This is a genomic window from Methylomonas koyamae (assembly GCF_001644025.1).
Taxonomy (GTDB): domain Bacteria; phylum Pseudomonadota; class Gammaproteobacteria; order Methylococcales; family Methylomonadaceae; genus Methylomonas; species Methylomonas koyamae_A.
In genome coordinates, this window is sequence record NZ_LUUK01000155.1 from 12,414 (window position 1) to 34,808 (window position 22,395).

Here is a 22,395-nt window from a genome sequence, read left to right on the forward strand (position 1 = left end):
TCAAGTCACCACCAGCGCCAGTTTGTTGATCATCACCGCCGGCCCCAGCATTTCCAGGCTGGCGCCCTTGCCGTTACTGATGAAGATACCGGCGTCGTTGACCACAATGTAAGCGCCGGTGGTGCTGCGTAAAATCACCCCGCCGGTGGTCGGGATCGGCGGCATCACCGGCGGCGGCGGAGCCGGCGGCAGGTCGCTGACGATAATGCCTTGCTGCAGCAAGGACTGAATCACGATATTGGGATCGGCCGGGTTGCCGGCCAGCGCCGCCAGCGGAATATCGGTTTGCAAACCCCAGCGGCAGCCGACCCAGATCGGTTTGTCCAGATCGCCGTGCTCGAACTCTATCCATACCCCGGCGCCGATCGGCGGCACCATGTACACGCCCATTGGCGGCCCGGTCGGTCCGGCCAGCGGCACGCAGGGTTCGGCGAAGGTGGTCGGAATCAACGAATTGACGTCCGGCACCAGCGCCTGAATCCGGCCGCGCTGTTCCGGATCGACGTTGTTGATCACGGTGCCGCGATACTTGCCCCAATATTTGTTCTCTTCGTTCATACCGGCAGCCTCGGCGTGTTGGAAATCAGCCCGTCGCGCGACAGCGTGAAGTTTTGTTTGTATTCGCCGTGTTTCAGGTTATGCGTGACGCTATCGACGTAATACAAACCGTCGTAAGCCAGACCGGCGCCGCGCACGCCGACCACCATCCGCGCCCGCAAGGCTCTACCGTAACGCAACACATCCAGCGAGCCGCTGCCGGTAATTGCGTTCGCCGAGCCTTTCAACATTTGCCCGACCATCAGATTGACCACCCCCGGCGGATCTTCACCGGCGACTTCCTTGGCGAACCTGACCTTGGCCGGCGGCGTCGGCCGTGCACCCAATGGCGGTTGAAAAATGCTGATATTGGGGATGGGCACCGGAATCGGAATTTTGTGAGTGATCGGGTCCATTACCGTGACGATCAGTACTTCCTTGGCCAGACCGTTCAAGGAAAAACTCAGGCTATCGACATTGCTGTGCGCGTCCATGTTGATGGTCAGCGCCGGCTGCGGAATCGGCAAGCGGATATTGGGGCCGAAGTAAGCCAGATTCTGGCCCGGCAACGGCCCGGATTCGACGTAAAACACGTAGCCGTTGCGCGCCGCCAATTTTTTGATATGCGCCAGATCGGTGGAGTCCTGGGATTTGTAGCCCTTGGTGGGTGACATGAAATTCAAAAACAGCGGCGGCGTCACCAGCGGAATCACCCCGAAGGCGGCGTACGGCGCCAGTATCGTCAGCATTTGCAAGGTATCGTCCATGCCCGGAAATGGCCGTTTCAGTTCGACGATGTCCATCAGCACGCTCAAGTCCTCGCCGGTGATGGTCAGCTTGGCCTGGCCCGGCTCGCTGCTCGGCGACATCTCCTGGCGGGTGACGATGCCGTCTATCAACACGTTGGGGATGCCGTTCAGCGTGACGATGATCATCACCCGCGTCGTGATCGGATCGAAATAACCCGCCGGCAACAGCGTGTTGGTCAGCAACGACTGGGAACTGACCGCAAACACCAACTGAAATCCGCTGCGCTCGCCGCCACTATTGACCTGGACGCTGATCAAGGCTTCGATCACCGCGGTCGGCGCCGGTATCGGCAGCGCCGGGCCAATCAGCAAGGTCAGGTTGATGCCGTTAAGCATTGCTGGGCCCTGGGATGCCTTCCGGCAAGGTGATGCGCAGTTTGCGGCCAACCTGCTCCAGCTCGCGCGGTTGCAAGGCGCGGTTGGCGTCGCACAGCCGCCAGAACTGTTCCGGGTCGCCGAGGTAGCGGGCGGTGGTGTTATCCAGCCGCTCGTTCTGACTGACCGTATGTTCCTGCAGCAGCTCGAAGCGCTCCGGCGCCGGCACGAAGCGGCGCCGCAGATAGGCGGTCTTGCGACCGTCGGCGCTTTCCAGAATCGCGGTCGGAATGCCGTAGTAACGGCTGCCGGGCGGAAACGGGCCGGCAGTGCCGCCGGGTTGCAGGAGTTGTTGCAAAGCCAGATTCGGATCGGTCATCGTCGTCTCCTAAATACCGCTGATGCCCAGCGCCGCGAACGCGCCGCCGGCAAATTTTTGCGCCAACTGCTCCTTGTTTTGCAGATAGCTGATAAACAGACTGCCGCCCTTGTGATCGAAGCCGATGTCGTTGACGCTCAACACCCGCAGGCCCAGACTGAGTTTGGCGCGGATCGGATTCAAGGCCGCGTCGAAGGCTTCCTCGGTGATGCTGAACTCGGTCAGCCGTACCGGCACGATGCGCTGCTTGCTCCAGATAAACAGCATCAACGCCGCTTCGGAGGGGGCGATTTCCAGGGTGCCGGCGTGGGCCAGACTATTGGCGGCCTGGAGCTGAGCACTGCTCGGATAGACGATCAACTCCAGCGCGGCCAATTGCGGATGCAAACCCACTTGAGTCGCCAGGCCGTCGGCGATTTCCAACTGCTCGGCGGCATCGATTTCTGCGTCCAGCTTGATGGTTTCCACCGGCGGACCTTTCAGGCGCAGCGCTTCGGAACGGTCGCCGCTATCGGCGCCGATACCTTGCACTTGCAAGGAGCGGGTGATGGTGTCCGGGTTGTACTGCAAGGCGATGATGCGCCGCACCGCGCCGCTGCCGGGATCGATCAGCACCACGCCACCCTTGATCAGTTTCGGAGAACCTGGGAAACCGCTCATGAGAAAGCTCCTGGCGGTGGCGTCGCGCCAATCGGTATGACCGACGCATCAGCTGTTTTCAGGAAGTTAGGATTAAGTGCTTCGACAGGTTCGGGATTAACGGCATTAGCTTGATTCGGTTCGCGGAGAGTTTGTCGAACCATGAGCGGAATCAGCTTGTTCAGAACATCCTTAAGATCATCGCCGAAATCTTTTAACTTGGAGGTGGCTGAGCGCATCGTTATTTCTCGTTAAATGTTGCGTTACTCAATAGTGGGGCGGCTAGTCGCTAGCCTTTCGCCGCAGTTCGTGGTCATCGCGGAAAGTTGCTCTGGAGGAAAGCGAATACGTGCGGACGCAAGCGTTGCAAGCCATCCGGGTCAACCATGTATAAAGCGTAGGATTCGGCAAAGTGTTCCTGCCAACTGGTATCCGAATAGTGCGTGATTCCTGGGCCGCCATCCTGCTGTGCGGCTTGCCGGAAAGCCACGTTGTCCGCGCCTTCCACAATCGTCAAGTCGTTGCTGCCGGGTTGCGCTTGCCATTGCGAACCCGACAAGGAGCGAGCCGCGTCGCGCGTTCGTTGAGCTGCGGTTATTTGCGCATGTATTTGATTCCAGCGTGCTTGCATCGAGGCGGGAATTGAGTAGCGATTGGAACCCGGCTGAGTTTCGTAACGGCGAAAGGCGTTGCGTTGCGCGTTAACCGCTTGATTCACGGGATCGATGACTTGCGACAATATCCTTAAATCGAGTGCGTGCCCCAACTCGTGCAATACGTCTTGCCGCGCGACGTTCGCCAACCCTTGTCCGGGAACGCCGGTCCGAGTCAGCGACGCGGTAAAGGCACAGTCGAACAAAGTGATGACGCGGGTCCCGGATTGATGTTCGCCACACCATTCGGGATGGGTCTGGTGTACGGTGCCGCGATTGAAGGTATAACCGGCAACCAGATTTAAGGTGGTGTCTGGCACTTGCTCCAATGCCGCCAATACTTCCTGAAATTGCGGGTCGCTCCAACCTGCACCACGGCGAAAATTGTAGCGGTCGAAACGTTGTTGCGCTCTCTTGGCCTGATCCGGATGCAGGGTTTCCATGCCTATGCCGCCTAAATGTTCGACCAATATTTCACCGTTGGCCGCGCCGCCTTGTACTTGACGTCTGACATAGGTAAAGCGAAAGGCCGAATACCCGCCCCCGACGTTCTCCAAGTGCAAAGCTAGCGTCAACGTCGAATTCGGTTCGAGCGGCGGCGGACCGCTGGTCCAGCTGGCGGGATTTGTCAACGTGCCGGCGATATTTTCCAAGCCCCTACGCAACACTTGCATAACGCCGCTGGAGAAGCGCACGACTACGTTCGCCGGTAACGGGATCATCGTCGCCCGTGGCTGAAAATAGGCGTCCAGATTAGCCAAAGTGACTCTCAGCGTAATCACGCGCAGTTGTTGACGCTCCGCTTCCGGAAGCGCGTTAGTGAGTTCCGCGCCCGTGGGGTCGGCTCTGCCGCGCGGCCAAGCCACCTCGTCTATCGCGCCGACGAGCTGCTGGTACAAATCCTGTTCGGTTCTGCGTAGCAAGGAAGCGGCTTTCGTAATCAACGACGCGACGGCCGCCTGATAGGCTCCGACAAGAAGGCTTGCTAACGCGGCATCGTTATTCAGCATCTGCTGAATAATCCTCAGATTACTGGTATATGCCGTTCGCCAACCTTGTAAAATCGTTGCCAGCCACGTCTGATCGATTCGCGTCACATCTCGATAAAAATCCGCAGCCTCCCGCAAAAAGCGTATGGCACCCTCGACGAACTCGCGCTGTTCCGCCGGAGTAGCTGGCCGCGCCGCAGGTATCAATAAACCGCCGTATTTGATTTGGGCGTCCGACGGACCTACTTGATGTCCGTATTCGTCCTCACCGCTCGGAGGAAATCCGTTTTCGCGGCGGAATCGCTCTATCAGCGGTCTATGTATCGGATCATCATCACCCATGACCTTTTTATGCAACCCTCTCGATTCACCGCGTTGCTGAACCACGTGAGCCAGTTCGTGAGCCAGCAAATGCCGACCTTCACGCGTCTCGGGCTGGAACTGGTTGTCGCCGAACACGACATCGTGACCGACCGTATAGGCTTTGGCTTGAACCTCGCGCGCCGATTGTTCGGCCGCGCCGCCGATATGGATGCGCACCCGAGAAAAATCCTGTCCGAAACGCGCCTCCATATCCTGCTGCAATGGAGCATCCAACGGCCTACCCGAACTCGCCAGCACCTGATCGACGCTGTCCGGCACCGCTTCCGCGGCGGCCGAACCGTTGCCGCTTACGCGTTGAATGCTGGGCGTGGCCGACTTGAGCGGCGGGTTTGACGAATTTGTTAGCACTTGTTCGGCGACGCGATCCGCTTCCGTTTCCAGGGGATCACCGCTGGCGCCGATACGAAGTTTTTTCTGCAAGGCCGGACGTTCGTCCTGCTCTTCTTCGCTGAGAATTCTCAATTTGATTTGATCGCCAAACAACGAAGGCCTTTCCTTACCCGGCGACCAATTGGGCTGCGTCAGCTGTAAACCGTTTTTCGGTTGCGGTGCCGCCAGCCACGGATATTTTTTTAGAGTCTCTGAAATATCCGGACCGCCACGATACTTCAGCGCGGCCTGTCTGAGTGCCTCATCTTCCGCCCTTTGCCTTAAGTCTTCCGGGGAACCGGGCGTAAAACGCATATTGGCGCGGAACTTGGCCTGATCCGCCGCCATTTTGGCGGTCTCCGCCCGATACTTGTCGGCCGCGCTGAGCGGTGTTTTCCCAGCGTCGTTTTTGGCCGCTTGCTCGCGGTAGCTAAAGGTAATCATCGCATCGGTCGGCTTATCCACCGGGCCTTTGTAGGTCAGCTTCACACTCAAGCCGGGCGTGATAATGTCCAACGGGATTTCGGGTATCTGAACCGGCAAGGCCTTGTGGTTCGCCGCCAGTGTCGCCACGGTTATTACGGCGGCTTCGCCGGTGTAAATTCTGCCCGGCCAAGTCGCGAGAATATCCTTGCCAAACTGGGTAGCGCCTTTCACCAAGGCATCTTGTTTCAGCTTCTCGACCAAGGTTTTGCCGAGCGGGGTTTGTAAAAACGCTTCGCCGAGTTTTTCCAGGCCTTCCCGATATTTTTCCGCGTCGGTTTTTTCCTTGGGCGCTTCCTGGCGGCGAATGGTCTCGGCACCGGCGGCGGATAACGTCGGTAACGCGCTATGGCTAGCCAATACCTGATCGGCAACCCGATCGGCCTCGCGTTCCATCGGATCGTTGCTGGCGCCAATCGCTAATTGACGTTGTATCGGCTTATTCTTGCGCGCGCAGGCCGCGCATTCTCCACCAGCGGGCGAGTGATTGCCGCAAGCGCAACGACGCTGCAATAGGCAGACGGCGGGTCGAGTTTGCGTGGCTAACGCCACTTTATTGCCGGACGCGGCCGGCGTTTTGGTTAGGCTAGACATCGCCTGCCCTCATTTCGTCGATCACCGGTTGGTAGTCGCTGGTGACCGGGGTGATGCCGCCGGCGGTAGTTTGGCTGTATAGCGAGTAGTAGTAATCGGCGGCAATATCGGCCTGTTGCTCGCGATTGAATTCGCGGAAGTGTTTGCCGAGCATATTCGGCGACGGGTTGGTGGCCGGTCGCCACAACGCGTCCGGACCTTTGTAATCGTAGCCGGCAGTGGCCTGGGCATGGATCGCTTCGCCCAGATATTGCGAACCCACGCGTTCGTATTGGAAGACATGGGTCAGCTCGTGCGTCAGCCAGTGCATATCGTTGCTGCCCGGACTGGCGCTGATCTTTTGATTGAAATTGATGGTGTGGAAAGTCGTCACGCCCATCCCGCCGCCGCCCTTGAACAAGGCGCCGATGGCGGAAATCAGCGAATATTCGTCTATGCGTACTTGCCAGTACGCGATGTTGTCCTGAAAAGTTTTTTGCGCTTCGCTTTTTTCGGTCGAATTCAGCGTGCGGGTGTTGAATTTGATGATTTGAAACAGCAAGTCCCAGACCTCGCCGATGCCGGCGATGTCCACCAATTTGCCGATCAAGCGGCCGATCCAGGCCGCACCGGACAGGATGCCGTCCAGAAACCAATTGCCAAGGCCTTTGAAATCCAGATGCCAGGCCAGTTTCAAGCCGTCCCACAACCAACCGGCCGCGCCGGCGATGCCGCTGCCCAAATGCTTGATCAAGCGCCAGATACGGCTCGGGAAATTGACGACTTGCCGCCAGGCCAAGGCCGCGCCGGCTTTCAACACATTCCACCCCCAACCGGCGAAGGCTTTGATGCCGCCCCAAACCTTGCCCGCCACCCACTTGGTACCGTCCCACACCTTGCCGGCGGCTTTTTTGACGCCTCGCCACGCCGCGCTGGCGCCTTTTTTGATCCCACCCCAAACCGCGCCGGCGCCCTTTTTGATACCGCCCCAGACCGCTCTCGCGCCTTTTTTAATGCCGTTCCACAATTTGCCGAAAAAACCGCCCTGCACCCGCGGTTCGCTGGTTTCGCGCACTCGAATCGGCGCCAGCGGCATACGCGCCAAACCGCTTTGCTGCTGCAAGACGTGAGTCAGTTCGTGCGCCAACAACCAGCGCCCGCCTGCGCTAGCGGGTTGATACTGACCGGCCCCGAACACTACATCGCGACCGACGGTAAACGCACGGGCCCTGACCGAATCGGCCAATTTGCCGGCGTCGACGCCGGTGTGAACCCGGACCTGACTAAGGTCGCGACCCAGGCGCGGCTCGAAAAAACGTCTGACCGGGCTTGCCAACGGTTGACCGCCGCCGCGTAAGGCCTGGATACGCGATTCCTGACGCGGCGACACGCTGGGCGTCTGGCCGGCTTGCGGACTGGTCCGCATTGGCTCCGTTTCACCGGCTTGATCCGCGTCGTCAGACTCGGCTTGCTCGCCGCCGCTGGGCTGCTGATCGCCCTCCAAATCGTCGCTTTCCAGCAATAGCAACGCCACTTGGGCCGGATCGCCCTCCTCGGCCTGCTTATCCACACTTTCCGGCTTGGCGGTTTCGGCTTGCGGCGCCATTTCAGATTCGGCGGCGTGCGCGTCCATGTTATCGCTGGCCGGTTGTGGAGCCCGTCTCAAGGTATTGCCATCCTGACCGACCGACGTCAGCGCTCGATCACGACCGCCGCCAGTCACCTTATCGGCAACCGCATCGGCCTCGCGCTCAAACACATCGCCGGGCTGGCCTAACACCAGCTTGGCCTGCCAGCTGCCCGGCCGGGCCGGGCTGAGCGGAATCGCGCCAAATTCATGTGCGCCGCGTTCGCTATTGGCCGGCAAACTGGCCGGCTGCTCGGAAAATTTGCCGCGCTCGGGTTTAATGGATCCGACCAATGGCGTTGCGGAAAGCGGCGGACGTTCTACCGACCGGGATTTATTCATGGCCTAGGCCTCGGTAAACCGTTTGCGCGATCTGCTCGCCCAAGCGGGTCGGCTGCTGTCCAACCAATTGCAAGCCGGACAACTGCAAGCGCGGCACCGCCACGCCGTTACTCCATTGGCCGGCCAAACCGCCCTCGCTCAGCAAGCGGGTCAATTCCGTCGTCAAACCGGCTTGCAGTTCGCCGCGACTATCTCCGGCCAAATCGACACCGTCCAGCACCAGCCGTTCGATGTGCAATTGAATGTTCACGGCGCGCTCCCGACCAGGCCCAACAGCCGAAACTCGGCTTCGTTGACCGGTTTATCCAGCTTGCGGAATTCGGCGCGTAGCGCTTCGAAAATCAACGCCATCGTCACCTGCCGGGCATCGCTGGCGGCTGCCAGAAATGCCGCGTTCAAGGCTACGTTGTGGATGCTGCCGCCGGTCAGATTGAAGCGGGCCAGATGCTGATAATCCAGCTCGGCCAACGGCGTTTGCGGCGGAAATACCTTGCGCCACATGTCGGCGCGCTCGGCGGCGCCGGGAAACGGAAAATTGACGATAAAACGCAAACGCCGCATGAAGGCCTGATCCAACGCACTTTTCATGTTGGTCGCCAGAATCGCCAGACCGCGATAGGCTTCCATGCGTTGCAGCAAGTAATTGATTTCGATGTTGGCGTAGCGGTCGTGGCTGTCCTTGACTTCGCTGCGCTTGCCGAACAGCGCGTCGGCTTCGTCGAAAAACAAAATCGCGCCGCCGTCTTCGGCGGCATCGAACAAGCGCCGCAGGTTTTTTTCGGTTTCACCGATGTATTTGCTGACCACCGCCGACAAGTCGGTCCGGTACAGATTCAGTTGCAAGGCGTTGGCGATCACTTCCGCCGCCATGGTTTTGCCGGTGCCGCTTTCGCCGGCGAACAGCACGCTCAGCCCCAGACCGCGATTCATTTTATCGACGAAGCCCCAGTCGTTATAAACCAGGCCGCGCCGCTCGATCTGGCCGGCGATATGCTTGAGCAATACCTGCGGCTCCTTGGGCAACACGATGTCGGGCCAAGTGGCCTTGACGTCGATACGCCGCGCCAATTGATCCAGCTTGGGGCTGGTTTTACGCAAGCAGGCTTGCCAGAGCCGGTCGCGGCGTTCGCCAGCCGCCGGCTCGCCGGCCACCGAATCGGCAATTTCGCGGATCGCGGGCAATTCCAGGCTGAACTGGCCGGCCAGTTGCGCGGCCAACACAGTGGCATCGTCGCCGAGCGCCTCCCGCCAGACGTTTTGTTGTTCTTCGGCATCGGGCTTGGCGATTTCGACGATCAAGCCGTCGAATTCCGGTTGCGGGTCGCGGACACCCAAAATCAATACGCCGTTGCAGGCGCCAAGCAAACGTCTCAGTAACGTGGCATGGGTGTGCTCGTCGGCATGGCCAGCGTCCAGATACAAAGCCACCGGCAGCAACAAGCGCTCGCGCTCCCACAACCGCAACAAGTTTTCCAGGTCGGCGGTCTGAGTCGGCAGACTCTCTAAACTCGTCGCCATACCGCCGAGTCCCAGTTCCGCCAAGGCCAGCCTGACCACTTCCGCTTTTACACGGGCCGACGGGCCGGCCAATTGCACCAACACGTGCTGACTAAGCCCGCTGGCCCGGCTTTGCAAATAAGCGGCAATCTCCCCGACGACCCGCCGTTGCGACGGCGCCAGCGCGGCGGCATCGCTGGCACCGAGCAGCGGGGCCATGAACGGCAATAAACGGTCGTCGATATTGTGTCTGGGTTCGACCAGAAAATTGACGATGCGCTCGTCGGCCCGCAACGCGCTGGTGGTCAGCGCTTCGGCGCCGGGCTGGTTGATCTCCAGCAGGCGCCAGTAGCGCAAGGGCCGGTCGGCGGACAAGGCTTGCCAGTTGGGTTGCTCGAACAAACGCAGCGCCAACGCGAAGGTCGGATAAGGTTTATAAGCATTGTCTTGGGCTTTGGCGCACAAGGCGGCGGTTTTGCCGTCCAGCTCGATGGCCGCGCACAACAGCAAAATTTGTTGCTCGAAGCGATCCAGGCCAAGCTGGCGGCTCAGGATAATCAAAGCCGGCGGCGGATCGGCGCTTTCGGCGGCCGCCAGTTTTTTACCGAGCGCGCGGATCGCGGTTTCGGCGTCGTCGGAGCCTTGCTCCGTTTCAGGCTCCCGGCATTTGAACCAGCCACGTTTGGCCGGTGGCGCGGCATGAGTCAGTTCCGCGATTTGCCGCTCCAGCAAGCGGTGCAGCCAGGCGATCGCATCGCCGAGATAATCGTTATTGGCTTGCAGCCAGCGTTGATGCTCGTTCATACGATGGTCACCCGTTGGCTGTCGGCGAAGGCATAGCGCGGCGGATGATCCAAAAACGCGAACGGCAAACTGTCGACACCGTCGACGCGGATATACACCGGTTGCAAACTGAGCGGCGCGGCGTTTTCGATGACGAACACCAGCGGATCGCTGGGATTGATGCGCGCTTGCGCGGCGACTTCGCGATCGCCCAACAGCAGCAGCGGCGCTTGCTCGGTTAATACTTGCGGCGTCGCGGCCATCGTCAGCGTGGCGTCGCCGGCCGCGCGGGCCACCGGATTGGCCGGCAAGATGCTGTCGACGCGGATCGCCAGCGGCAGACTCAAGCGGTTGGTGGTGCGTTCCGTGCCGTCGCGGCTGACGATGGCGGCGACTTCGTAAAGGCCTGCCGCCCAGTCGGTTTGCGCCGCCGCATCGTCGGGCAAGGTAAAGCGTAGACTGGTGGCATCGCGGTCCGCTTCCGGGATCGCCACGTCGCGGCTGCCCAGACGCGGATGCTGAAAGCGCAGCGTTACGCTGTCGCCTTGCAAGTCCTGCCCGCCGAAGGTCAAAACCAGGCCAGGCCAGGCATTAGGCAAGGACGGCAGCGGCACATCGCGGTTGTCGGCGAAGCCAATCCGGATTGTTTCCAGGCGGGGAAACCGGCCCAGCAGCGTCTCGACACCACGGTCGTCCTGGCCACGTTGCAACACCGGCGGCGCCGGATTTACCGCGTCGTCCGATTCGATCAGCACGACGCTGGCGCGGTAGGCAATAGACAAGGCGTAGGGCGTTTGGAAGAACACCGACCATAACTTGGACAATTCGTCGAGGTTCAACGGCAGCGGCATCAATCTGACCAATTCCGGCGCCTGGTCCAGGTTGGAGTCGTTCAGCGGGGCATGACTGAGCGCGGCATTGTGGACGGCTTGGCGGGTCAAGATCGGATGCGCATGCAGGTCGCGGGCCACCGCGCCCAGCATGCGCTGCGCTTCGAAGGCGGTTTCGTCGCCGTAAAACGCCAATAAATAATGTAAATCCAGGGCGATTTGCGGGCGCTGGCTAATCCGTCCGCTAGGATCGCGGGTCGGTAGATCGGCGTTACGCAAAGCCGGATTCGGCGTGACCTGATACAAACACAGTTGCACCCAGCGCAAGGCATTGGCCGGCGGCGCGGTTTGCGGCCTGCCAAGCACCACTTCGGCGCCGCTGACGGCCTGTTGCGCGGCATTTTGAATCAGCGTCGCCAACGCAGCCGTTACCGTGGCGACAGCCAGTGAATTGCTCATCGCCGGCCTCCGTCGCGCTGCTTCAGATAATCGTCCAGACTCATCGTCGCCTGAGCCGGGCGCGGCTTGGCGGCGGATTTTTCGCTGGTTTGGGTAGCGCGGATTTCGATGCGGCCTATCGTAACCTGTATCGTCGGCATTGGCGTGGGCTCCGGCCGGACATCGGCGGGTTGCCGCGCAGCGGCGTCCTTGAAACCGGTCAATGCCGGGACGATGGGTTTAAGCTCGGCCACGAGCGGATTCATCGGCTTAAGCGGTTCGGATTCTGGTTGGTGTTGCCGGCTGGCGGCCGCGATGACCGGTGTTGCATCCGGATCGAGCACACGCTCGCGCTCGGTCAGCATCGTGACGCGCTCCTCGATTCGAGTCATCTCCCGCTCGACCGCCGGCGCGGCCGCGTTGGTGCCGCTATTGGTCGGTGTCCGAGGCTCGACCGGTATTTCGCGGCGGCTGGACAAGGGCGGGATTGCCGGCGGAACGGGCGTCAACAACGGTTGCGCCGCTGGCTGTTCGGCAGGCGTTTGCGCCTGCCAGGAGAAGGGTGGATCGAGATTTGGCGCCCCTTGTCCGACTGCGTCATCCCGCCCGACTGCGGTGTTTGGGATCGTGGGTATAGGTTCGCGGATAGCCGGCCCCAGGGTCGGGCTGGGCGGCAACGGTTCGGTCGACGGATCGAACGGGTCCGCCGCGAACGGTTCGCTTGAATCGGGCTCGAAACGCCCCGGCAAACGCGGCGGCAAGGCTTCTATTCGATGCAGCGTCAGCGCCGCGAGTTGTCCCAGAAAGCCGTTCATTGCCGCACCCGTTCTAGGTAGCATTGCCTGCGCAACGGACTCATCGCCAGGATGTCCGCTTCGCTCCAGCCGTAAGCGCGGGCCAGCAAATGCACGTCGTTGAATAAGCGTTGCGCCCAGGCCTGAATTTCCCGCCACAAATAACCGGCAATATCGAAAGCCGCCAGCCACGCATGCCGGCAACTCGGGCAATTTAAATCCAGGCTGATGTCGGCTTGCGGATCGGCGGCTGCCAGTAAAGCTTCAGCCGAAGCAATCAAGACTTCCGGGACGGTTTCCGGGATAACCGGCTCGCCACTGGCTAACACTTCAACGCAGCAGCGGGCGAACAAAGTCCGCCGTGCGGCATCGACGTCAGCCAATGTTTGAATATGCAATAAATCGCGGCTATCCGGTAAACGCAATTGGATGCGGAAACCGTCTTGCACCAGTACCAACGGCGCCTCGGCCGGCGGCGGCAATTGCAGATCGGCGACATTCAAATTCAGTTCCAGCGTCTCCGCGCAGTTAGGGCAGGCCGCCAAGCTGGCCATTCGCGCGCCGAACAAGCGTTCGCGTAGCGCCAACAGCCGGCCGTTGCGTTGCCCGAGCGGCAGGCTTCTCAACGTGGTTTCGCTGAGTTCGGTATCCAACATGACCAGCAATGTCAGTGCGCGTTCGGTATCGGTCTGCAGCAGACAGCGTTCCCAGGCGGCCAGCAAGGTCGAGGCGATGCCCGCGCTCATGGCTATTGCGGCTCGGTAAAGGTTTCCTCGGCCGGCTCGGCGACTTCGTAATCGCGTTCCCAGCCTTCGTTTTCCAGCTTGATGTGCTGGATCGCCACGGCGTTGGCGTTGGCATCCAAATCCGGCAGGGCTTGGAATTCGGACACCCAGCAGCGAAACAATTTGTAAGCCACCGCGAGCTGGCCCGACTCGTTGTAGAGTTCGATGATGATGTCCTTACGAAAATCCTTGAGCGACACTTCCGCGCCCAGTCCGGAACCGAAATTCCACACCTTGTTGGCCCATTGCTCGAATTCCTTGTCGTGGGTGACGCCCCTCTCCAGGCTGATGGCCTCGTATTCGGTGCGGCCCGGCGACTTGCGACTGCTGCTCGGATCGCCGCCCTCGCGGTGCTTGACGACTTCGGTGGTGCGTTTGAGCGCACCGACCTTGCTGACGCCGGCGACGTATTTGCCGTCCCATTTGACCCGGAATTTGAAATTTTTATAGGGATCGAACCGTTGTGCGTTGACGCTGAACTGAGCCATGGCGGATTCTCCTTAGACTTCGATTTGTCCAGCCATTTGCTGGAGTTTGATGACCACAAATTCGGCGGGTTTTAGCGGCGCGAAGCCGACCACGATATTGACGATGCCGGAATTGATGTCGGTTTGCGTCGTGGTTTCCCGGTCGCACTTGACGAAGTAGGCCTCCCTGGGCGTACTGCCCTGAAAAGCGCCCTGGCGAAACAGGTTGTGCATGAAGGCGCCGACGTTCAAACGGATTTGTGCCCACAGCGGTTCGTCGTTCGGCTCGAACACCACCCACTGCGTGCCGCGATACAGGCTTTCCTCGATGAACAACGCGGTGCGGCGCACCGGCAGGTATTTCCATTCGTCGGCCAACTGGTCGGCACCGCGCAAGGTACGCGCGCCCCAGACCACCCGGCCGTTGACCGGAAACGCCCTCAAACAATTGATGCCCAACGGGTTGAGCATGCCGTTTTCGGCGTCATTCAAATTTACTTGCAAACCTTGAATCCCGCTCAGCGAGGCATCCAGCCCGGCCGGCGCCTTCCAAACGCCGCGGGCGGTATCGGTGCGCGCCATGATGCCGGCAATCATGCCACTGGGCGCGAACACGTCGAGCTGGCCTTCGCGCAAGGGATCGCTTTGAATCACACGCGGAAAGTACAGCGCTGCGTTACGAGCTTCGACACCGGACAGACCCAAGCCGCTCAATCCGTCGCGAGCCGTTGCAGCGGCGGTATCCTTATTCGCGCCCCACGCCGCCGGCGGATCGACGATCAGCACGGCGCGCCGGTCGGCGCAGTATTTCATCCCCTTTTGATAGACTTCCTTCAAGGTATCGCCCTCGCGGGTGTCGGGCGGTATGCACAGCAAATTGAACAAATCGGCCTTATCCAGCGCGTAAAGGCCGGTTTTGTTGTTTTTGTCGCCGACCACGTCGGCTTCGGCGGTCAACAACGCACTATCGCCGCCGCCGGTAAATTTTTTAAAGCTGGCCGGCGTGGCCGCCGGATCGGCCGGATCTTCGGCGGCGGTCGAGTCGGTGGGCCGGCCGGCCACCAGATCGGCGCTGCCGTCGGCTTTCTTCTGCACGCGGATCAAATTGGATTCCGCGGCTAACACTCGATCCAGGCGGCGGGCGCCAGCGCCGACAGTGACAGCCAAATTCAGGAAGCGTTCGACGCGGCCCTTGCCGGGTTCTTCGTACACCGTCATATTGAATAAATCGGCCTGCGCAATGCCGTAACGGCCGGCGACTTCGGCGGTAATGCCCTTGGCGTCTATCGTGTAAGTGAGCTTGTCGCCGCGCAAACCAACGCTGGCGGCTTCCAGTTTCAGATCGGCGTTTTTCGAGGCCGTGGCGTTTTTCGCCAGCCTGACGATCAAGGCCTGTTGGCCGCCGTTCAGATAAAAGTCGCGTACCGCATAGGACAGCGGAAAATCCGGCGACAAATCGCCAAACACCCGGATGAAATCGCCGAAGCTGTTGACGGTGATCGGCTCATCGGTCGGTCCGCGCGAGGCCCGGCCAAGAAACGCGGTAATCGAGGTGGCGACGCCGGTAATCGTGCGAACGCCGCTGGGGACCTCTTCGATGTAAACGCCGGGATAAGAAAGTGCTACAGGCATGACGTGCTCCTTTAAAACGCTACTGGAACCGGATTACCACCCCGTGGATGCTTAATCTAGTGCGACGATGCGGCGCGGGCGGACTAGGCGGCCGCGGACCGAAAAAGGCTGCGAAGCCGCCCTAAGCTGGCGGCTTTCGTTGAACATCATGTTGAGCGTATTTCCGGCAACAAACAATGACGCATTTGTGCCAGTACAAATGTACTGCATCGCTTCTATTGTCGTCTCCGCCTGTAAAGGCGATTGCCAAAAATAGCCTACTAGCAGCAGCGCTTGACGCCGCTCCATTTACGGCGCGTTTCGGCGGCGAAGAAAGCCTTGCGGCTCAGCGGCGCGGATTCGCTATCGGCATGGTGGGTTTGCCAGTGTTGCAAGTAACGGCGGTAGGCGGTTTCGCCGTTCAGCGCGTCCCAGATTCGCCGGAGCATGCCGGCCGAGGTGGTCCGCGCCATCCTCAATCTTCGTCGGCCGGCGGCGCGAATTTCACGCACTCGAACATCAAGTCGTCCAGATCGTGTTCGGCATGCCGCTCGCAGTCGTATTGCAAGCCGCAGTCGTATTGCAAGCCGCATTCCTGACGCTCGTCGCGTAAATGCTTGATCATGCCGTGTATCGACACCGGCACTTTCGATTCGGGCAGCACGATGGAAATCCGCAGCTCGGCTTCCTCGACAGTTTGAGCCAACGGTTCTTTCAAACGGATTTTGATGCCGCTGTAACTCATGTCCACGACCAAGCCGTCGATGACGATTTCACCGCCGGGCGGCGGCGGGTCGATGATGATGTGCGCCGCCAATCCCTCGGGGCAAAACCGCCGATGACTGCGTTTTTCAATTTCCATGCATAAGCTCCCGCGAATAATTTCGAGAGTATAGGCAGAAATTCCGGCGCCGTTAAGTGTTATCGGCCGGCTTCCGCCGCCGGACAGGCGTCGTCCGCCATCCAATAGCGACGATGCCGGCAACGTTCGCCGTGGATAGCGACCGGTATCTCGGCGGTGTCGACGATGATCGCGCCTTGTTCGGCGGTATTCGCCCAGTTTGCGCCCATCCGGCGATAGCGTTCCAGTACTTGCGGATGCGGAAAGCCGAAGCGGTTCGAATACCCGGCCGGAATCAGCACCCAAGCGGGCGCGACTTGTTCCAGAAACGTCAGCGTCGAAGAGGTCTTGCTACCATGATGCGGCGCGACCAAAAAGGTGTTGGCCAGTTGATCGCCGTATAGCTCCACCAAGCGGCGTTCGCCGGCCTGCTCGATGTCGGCGGTCAATAGCAGGCTAGCGCTGGCGGTGCGGACTTGCAGCACGCAGGAATTGTCGTTGTCGCCCGGCAGGCGCGGGTCGGACGGCGCCAACATCCGGAATTCGACGCCGTCCCAATTCCAAGTCTGGCCGGCCCGGCAATATCGGCCTTCCAGCCGCTCGGCCCAGGCCGGCACGCTGCTGAATACTTGGTCCGCCGCGACCTCGGCCAGCACCGATTCCGCGCCGCCACTGTGGTCGATATCGTCGTGACTGACGATCAAGCCGTCCAGCCGGCGTATACCCCGCGAACGCAAATAAGGCAAAATCACCGAGTCGCCCATGTCGGAGTCTTCGGAATAACGCGCGCCGGTGTCGAACAGCAAGCGATGCTCGGCGGTTTCGACGACCGCCGCCAACCCTTGGCCGACATCCAACAGCGCCAGCCGGACCTCGCCGGGCGGCGGTCTGGCCACGTCCGCGACCAACACCGGCAACAACAGCCAAGCGCCCAAATAACGACCGGGAAATCCGCGCGGTGCCAGCAACAGGACGCTGCCGATGCCGGCCGCCAATAAGGCCGGCCAAGCCGGTTCCGGTAAAGTCGCGTTAGACAGCGGCAATTCCGCCAGAGCTTGCAAGGTCCACCATAGGCTTTGCAGTATCCAATCCGCCAGTTGCAACAAAAATTGCGCGAACATTGGCCAAACGAACAGCAAGGCCACAGCAGCCAAGGCCAACGGCACCACGACGATGCCGATCGCCGGCACCGCCAGCCAGTTGGCCAGCGGCGAAATCAGCGATACTTGCTGAAAAAACAGGATCAGCAGCGGCGCCAACCCGGCCGCGGTCGCCCATTGCGCCAACGCCGCCTCGCGCCAATAGCCCGGCCGGCCGAGCCGGCCGGCGGAAACGTAAATCAACAGTCCGACCGCCGCGAACGACAACCAAAAGCCGACCGCTTGCACCGCCAGCGGATCGACGATCAACACCGCCAGCAAGGCCAGCAACAGGATGCGCCAGGCCCCGACGTGACGCTGCCAACTCAAGGCCGCGAACGCCACGGCCAGCATCACGACCGCACGCAGCGTCGGAACCGAATAGCCGGCCAATCCGGCATAAAAAGCCGCCGCCAGCCAGGCTGTCAGCGCGGCCAACCGTTGCGGCGACCAACGCGGATTGCCGGTCCAGGCCCAGGCTCGCCGTACGACGAGAAATACCAAGCCCGCCACCAAACTGATGTGCGAACCGGAAATCACGATCAAATGCACGGTGCCGGTTTTACGAAACACCTGCCATTGCGCTTGACTGATGCCATCCTGGCTACCTATCGTTAGCGCCTTGATCAAACCGAGGTTGGAGCCGCCGGGCAAGGCCTGATCCAACCTTGCCGAAATACTTTGTCTGGCGCGCGCCAAGACTGCTCCCACGCGCCCATCGTCGGCCAAGCGCGACGGCGCCTGCTCGTCGCGCACATAACCGGTGGCGCCGATGCGATTGGCAAACAACCAAGCTTCGTAATCGAAACCGCCCGGATTCAAGCGGCCGTGCGGCTGTCGCAACTTGACGGTCAAACGCCAGCTCTGCCCCGCCGCCACATCCGCCGTGGTTCGATACCAGTTCAATCGCAGTTTGCTTGGAAAATCGCCGGCCGGACGGGTGACCGCGAAGTCGAAGCCGATACGGTTGTCCATGTGCTTGGGCATGCCGGCGATGTAACCTTCGACGTCGACCGCTTGATTCTGCAACTCATCGGGCAATTGCTGCGCCAACCGCCAGGCCCCGAAACCGGCCGCCCACAGCGCGCCGGCCAATAGCGCGGCCAAGCCGATCTGACGGCGACACGCGCACAGCAATAATAAAGCCGTCAGCGCCGGCCATTCCCAGCCCTGCGGCAGCCGCTGCCATTGTTGCACCCAAACGATGCCGGCCAGCGCCGCCAATACCGCAACCGCCATCGGCTACGCCCACGCGTTCGCGGTAGCGGTGCGAGGTCTTGTCACGCTAGGCCTGATCGTCCGCCGGAAGCCCCGGCAACTCGATCAAGGGTCTGACTTCGACCGTGCCCTTGCGCGCCATCGGGATACGCGCGGCGATGGCGATCGCCTGATCCAGATCGGCGGTCTCCACCAAGTAGTAGCCGCCCAGTTGCTCGCGGGTTTCGGCAAACGGGCCGTCGGTCACCAAACACTGCCCGTCGCGCACCCGCACGCTGGTCGCCAACACGGTGGGTTGCAGCGGACTGGCCGCCAGATATTGGCCGCGCTCGGCCAAATCGCGCGCCAATTGCAAGGATTCCCGGTAACAGGCCTGACGATCGTCCTCGGCCAGCGTCTGCTCGGCAAAATAGATCAATAGCAAATATTTCATCTTGTCTCCCAATAAAAGCGCTCGGCGGATCCGGGATGCGGACCGCGAAGCCCTGGATTCGAAAGTTAGCGGACTGGGCATTGCCGGATGATCGCTCCGTCGCGCCGGCGCGGTCAGACATATTCGCCAAACCGTAACAGTCGTCGAATACCGCAGATTTAACGCAAACCCAACGCGGCTAACGTTTGACTGTCCTCGGCGACCGGCCGGACTTCGACGCAACCGAAGCGCGCGCCGGGAATTCCGGCGGCGATCCTGATCGCCTCGTTGAAATCGGTGGCCTCGATTAAATAATAGCCACCCAGTTGCTCCTTGGTTTCGGCAAACGGTCCATCCGTCGTGGTCACTTTGGCGTCGCGGACCCGCACCGTTACCGCCGCGCTGGCCGGCAACAATCGGTTGCAAGCCAAGTAATGGCCGCTGGCGCGAATGGCTTCGGTAAACTCGGCATACTCTTCAAAATGGCGGTCGGCGGCGGTCGGCTCCATGTCCTCCATGACCTTTTCGGCACAAATCAGGCAAAGGTATTTCATCGGTTTCTCCCTACATTGGGTTTCGGATGTTGGCTAGTCGATTGGCGACAGCCCGATTCGACATCGCCGCCAAAAATTTTCAGCCCGCCAATTCGGCTAACCGCCGCTGTAAAAACCGGCGCTCGGGCTCCTGTTTGGCCAGATCAAGCGCGCGCCGGTAGGCGGCAACCGCGTCGGCGGCGTCCCCCAGGCGCCGGTATAAGTCGCCGCGGGCGGCGTGGATTAAATGGTAGTCCGCCAATTCGCCGCGCGCCAAGATGGCGTCGATCACGGCCAGACCGGCGGCCGGACCGTCGCGCATCGCCAGCGCGACGGCGAAATTCAATTCGACCACCGGCGACGGCTGCACCCGCAGCAACAGCACGTACAACGCGACGATTTGCGGCCAATCGGTGGCTTCCGCGTGCTCGGCTTCGGCGTGCAACGCGGCGATCGCCGCTTGCAGAGCGTAGGCGCCGGGCCGTCCACCGCGCAAGGCAGCCTCCACCCAACGTCGGCCTTCGGCAATTTGCTCCCGATGCCACAACGAGCGGTCCTGATCGGCCAGTAATATCAGCTCCCCGTCGGCCGAGGTTCTGGACATGCACCGCGCCTCGTGCAACAGCATCAGCGCCAACAGGCCGAACACTTCCGGCTCCGGCAACAGCTCAGCCAGTAGCCGACCCAAGCGCAAGGCTTCGCCGGCCAAGTCTGGCCGGGTCAGGCTGGCACCCGACGACGCCGAATAACCTTCGTTGAAGACCAAATAGACCACCCGCAACACCGAGGCCAAACGATCCGGCAACTCTTCGGTGGGCGGCACCCGATACGGAATCTTGGCCTCGCGAATCTTGGCCTTGGCGCGAACGATCCGTTGCGCCAATGTCGGCACCGGCGTCAAGAATGCCGCCGCGATCGCTTCGGTCGTCAAACCGCAAACTTCCCGCAAAGTCAGGGCCAGATGCGCTTCCGGCGCCAGCGCCGGATGGCAGCAGGTAAAAATCAGCTTCAAACTGTCGTCCGGCCAATCTTCGGTATCGTCCGGCGCGGCATCCCCCAGCGGATCGGCCAACGCTTCGATATCCTCGCGTTGCTCGAAGCGGGATTGCCTGCGCAACCGGTCTATGGCCTTGAATCGACCGGCCGACACCAACCAGGCCTTGGGATTGGCCGGAACGCCATCGCCGGGCCATTGTTCCAACGCGGCGCGAAACGCATCGTGCAAGGCTTCCTCGGCAAGGTCGAAGTCGCCGAGCAGCCGGATCAAGGTCGCCAAAATTCGGCGCGATTCGTCGCGGTATAAGGCCTGTACCGCCCTGTGTACGGCAGTGTCGTTCATCGTGAGTCCGTTAAAAGCCCATTCGAAGGCGGAATTCGCGTCATGCGTTCAAAACCGGGCCTAAGCGCCAAGGCTTCCGCGGCGCGGCTGATATCCAACACAAGCGACCGCGCTTGAAATGAGCGCATGCCCGGAACGCGGTCTTGGTCTCGCCTGCATATTACCTCTGGCGCCCGAGTCTAGCTAAAAATTCGCGGCAAGGGTCGGACTGGCCCCGGTCCGGCGATTCCGGCAAAATAGCAGGTTAACTTTTTTGCTCTCGTCGCCATGTCCGAATTGCAATACCCGATCATCGTTCGCCCCCGTTTCCGATTCGCCGCGCGCCGGATTTGGGTCAACTGCCACGTCTGGCTGGCGCTGACGGCCGGACTACTGTTCGCGCTGCTGGGCCTGACCGGCAGTCTCAGCGTATATCGAGAGGAACTCGAAGGCCTACTGAACCCGCAACTGCGCGTCACGGTAGCCGAAGGCGCGGAAGTACTGCCTATCGATAAACTGTACGCCATGCTACGTGCCGCGGAACCCAATCGCCACGGCGCCTGGACCCTGGAAATGCCGCGCGCGGCCGATGGTCCGATCACCGCTTGGTTCGAAAAACCTAAGGAAAGTTACGAGCAATTCTACGCTCCGCTGATGGTCTCGCTGGACCCTTACACCGGTCAAGTTCTGGACCGACGCTTCTGGGGGCAAACCCTGACCACCTGGATCATGGACTTGCACACCCATCTGCGCTTGGCCGCCGCCGGTCGCACTGTCGTCGCGTGGCTGGGCGGCCTGCTGATGTTGTCGGTCATCAGTGGCTTGGGTTTATGGTGGCCGGGCCGCGACCGACTCGGCGAGGTATTCCGATTGCGCCACGCCAGTCTGGTCAAGCTGGCCTTCGATTTACACCGCTGGCTGGGACTGATCAGTGCCTGCGGCTTGCTGATACTGGCGTTTACCGGTTTTCACCTCGCCTACCCTCGTCTGCTGGAAACCATTACCGCCGCCGACGGCATGGGCCACGGCGACGACGGTCCGGCGGTACGCAGCACCGGCGTACCGAACAACAGGCCGGTTAACTTAGCCGAAGCCGTGCTGGTGGCGCGCGGACCGTTTCCAAAATCCGAAGTGCGGCGGGTGACGACCCCGGTCGGCGAACTAGGCACCTACCGGATCAATCTGCGCCAGCGCGACGAAATCAACCAACATCATCCGTTCACGACGGTCTGGGTAGACCGTTGGAGCGGGCAGATCCGCGACGTGCGCAACCCGCACCGGTTCTCGGCGGGCCAGCGTTTCACGACTTGGCTGTGGCCGCTGCATACCGGGGAAGCTTTCGGCGCGACCGGCCGGTTTCTATGGTTCCTGACCGGCCTGACGCCCGCCCTGCTCTACATCAGCGGTCTATTGCATTGGTCGTACCGGCGCGGCTGGTTGGCGGACCGCGCGATCGATTGGCCGGGTTTGGCCGAACGCTACGGAAACGCCTGCCGCGCCGGCGCCAGCCGTATGCGCGGCTGGCTGGCGAACCGCTTACTACCGATGTTACGCGACTTCAGCGCCAAATGGCGACGCTGACCGGGGGGTGTCGGGCCGCGCCATGGAACCCAATGCCGCCGCCATCCGG

General features: G+C 61.0%; 21 protein-coding genes. 1 reads left to right on the plus strand and 20 read right to left on the minus strand.

Going from position 1 to position 22,395, the window contains the following annotated elements:
• From A1355_RS10570 to A1355_RS10665, 20 genes are all read right to left on the minus strand, one after another.
• Complete coding sequence (locus tag A1355_RS10570; RefSeq protein WP_064027784.1) at nt 1-558, minus strand: phage baseplate assembly protein V; 558 nt, start codon at nt 556-558, stop codon at nt 1-3.
• On the minus strand, nt 555-1,682 hold the full coding sequence (locus tag A1355_RS10575) for a hypothetical protein (RefSeq protein WP_064027786.1): 1,128 nt from the start codon (nt 1,680-1,682) through the stop codon (nt 555-557). Before A1355_RS10575 ends, A1355_RS10570 begins: the two co-directional genes overlap by 4 nt.
• A complete protein-coding gene (locus A1355_RS10580) occupies nt 1,675-2,040 on the minus strand; it encodes a hypothetical protein (RefSeq protein ID WP_064027789.1) in 366 nt (121 codons plus the stop codon). The genes A1355_RS10575 and A1355_RS10580 overlap by 8 nt, the downstream gene beginning before the upstream one ends.
• A 9-nt stretch (nt 2,041-2,049) precedes the next feature.
• Complete coding sequence (locus A1355_RS10585) at nt 2,050-2,700, minus strand: hypothetical protein (RefSeq protein WP_064027791.1); 651 nt, start codon at nt 2,698-2,700, stop codon at nt 2,050-2,052.
• Nucleotides 2,697-2,918, minus strand: a complete 222-nt coding sequence (locus tag A1355_RS10590) for a hypothetical protein (RefSeq protein WP_064027793.1) — start codon at nt 2,916-2,918, stop codon at nt 2,697-2,699. Before A1355_RS10590 ends, A1355_RS10585 begins: the two co-directional genes overlap by 4 nt.
• 74 nt (nt 2,919-2,992) lie before the next feature.
• Nucleotides 2,993-6,151 (minus strand): DUF4157 domain-containing protein, encoded by a 3,159-nt coding sequence (locus A1355_RS10595; RefSeq protein ID WP_064027795.1) that lies wholly within the window; start codon nt 6,149-6,151, stop codon nt 2,993-2,995.
• On the minus strand, nt 6,144-8,099 hold the full coding sequence (locus tag A1355_RS24540; protein ID WP_082885485.1) for an eCIS core domain-containing protein: 1,956 nt from the start codon (nt 8,097-8,099) through the stop codon (nt 6,144-6,146). Before A1355_RS24540 ends, A1355_RS10595 begins: the two co-directional genes overlap by 8 nt.
• Entirely contained in the window at nt 8,092-8,349 is a 258-nt protein-coding gene (locus tag A1355_RS10605) for a hypothetical protein (protein ID WP_064027797.1), read from the minus strand. Before A1355_RS10605 ends, A1355_RS24540 begins: the two co-directional genes overlap by 8 nt.
• Complete coding sequence (locus A1355_RS10610) at nt 8,346-10,400, minus strand: ATP-binding protein (RefSeq protein WP_064027799.1); 2,055 nt, start codon at nt 10,398-10,400, stop codon at nt 8,346-8,348. Before A1355_RS10610 ends, A1355_RS10605 begins: the two co-directional genes overlap by 4 nt.
• A complete protein-coding gene (locus A1355_RS10615) occupies nt 10,397-11,668 on the minus strand; it encodes a DUF4255 domain-containing protein (RefSeq protein WP_064027801.1) in 1,272 nt (423 codons plus the stop codon). Before A1355_RS10615 ends, A1355_RS10610 begins: the two co-directional genes overlap by 4 nt.
• Entirely contained in the window at nt 11,665-12,462 is a 798-nt protein-coding gene (locus A1355_RS10620; protein WP_064027803.1) for a hypothetical protein, read from the minus strand. Before A1355_RS10620 ends, A1355_RS10615 begins: the two co-directional genes overlap by 4 nt.
• A complete protein-coding gene (locus A1355_RS10625; protein ID WP_064027805.1) occupies nt 12,459-13,187 on the minus strand; it encodes a hypothetical protein in 729 nt (242 codons plus the stop codon). The genes A1355_RS10620 and A1355_RS10625 overlap by 4 nt, the downstream gene beginning before the upstream one ends.
• Nucleotides 13,188-13,189: 2 nt before the next feature.
• Nucleotides 13,190-13,714: a phage tail protein gene (locus tag A1355_RS10630; protein WP_064027807.1), complete on the minus strand. Its 525-nt coding sequence runs from the start codon at nt 13,712-13,714 to the stop codon at nt 13,190-13,192.
• A gap of 12 nt (nt 13,715-13,726) precedes the next feature.
• Complete coding sequence (locus A1355_RS10635) at nt 13,727-15,325, minus strand: phage tail sheath family protein (protein WP_064027809.1); 1,599 nt, start codon at nt 15,323-15,325, stop codon at nt 13,727-13,729.
• Between the two features lie 260 nt (nt 15,326-15,585).
• Nucleotides 15,586-15,777: a YbdD/YjiX family protein gene (locus tag A1355_RS10640; RefSeq protein WP_064027811.1), complete on the minus strand. Its 192-nt coding sequence runs from the start codon at nt 15,775-15,777 to the stop codon at nt 15,586-15,588.
• 2 nt (nt 15,778-15,779) lie between these two features.
• Nucleotides 15,780-16,166, minus strand: a complete 387-nt coding sequence (locus tag A1355_RS10645; RefSeq protein WP_064027813.1) for a PilZ domain-containing protein — start codon at nt 16,164-16,166, stop codon at nt 15,780-15,782.
• A 59-nt stretch (nt 16,167-16,225) separates the two neighbouring features.
• On the minus strand, nt 16,226-18,523 hold the full coding sequence (locus A1355_RS10650; RefSeq protein ID WP_064027816.1) for a DNA internalization-related competence protein ComEC/Rec2: 2,298 nt from the start codon (nt 18,521-18,523) through the stop codon (nt 16,226-16,228).
• Between the two features lie 46 nt (nt 18,524-18,569).
• Complete coding sequence (locus tag A1355_RS10655) at nt 18,570-18,935, minus strand: YciI family protein (protein ID WP_064027818.1); 366 nt, start codon at nt 18,933-18,935, stop codon at nt 18,570-18,572.
• A gap of 158 nt (nt 18,936-19,093) precedes the next feature.
• A complete protein-coding gene (locus tag A1355_RS10660; RefSeq protein ID WP_064027820.1) occupies nt 19,094-19,468 on the minus strand; it encodes a YciI family protein in 375 nt (124 codons plus the stop codon).
• 79 nt (nt 19,469-19,547) lie between these two features.
• A complete protein-coding gene (locus tag A1355_RS10665; protein ID WP_064027822.1) occupies nt 19,548-20,786 on the minus strand; it encodes an RNA polymerase sigma factor in 1,239 nt (412 codons plus the stop codon).
• A 267-nt stretch (nt 20,787-21,053) separates the two neighbouring features.
• On the opposite strand from A1355_RS10665, the gene A1355_RS10670 reads away from it, so the two are divergent.
• Nucleotides 21,054-22,346 (plus strand): PepSY-associated TM helix domain-containing protein, encoded by a 1,293-nt coding sequence (locus tag A1355_RS10670; protein ID WP_064027824.1) that lies wholly within the window; start codon nt 21,054-21,056, stop codon nt 22,344-22,346.
• Nucleotides 22,347-22,395: the final 49 nt, after the last annotated feature.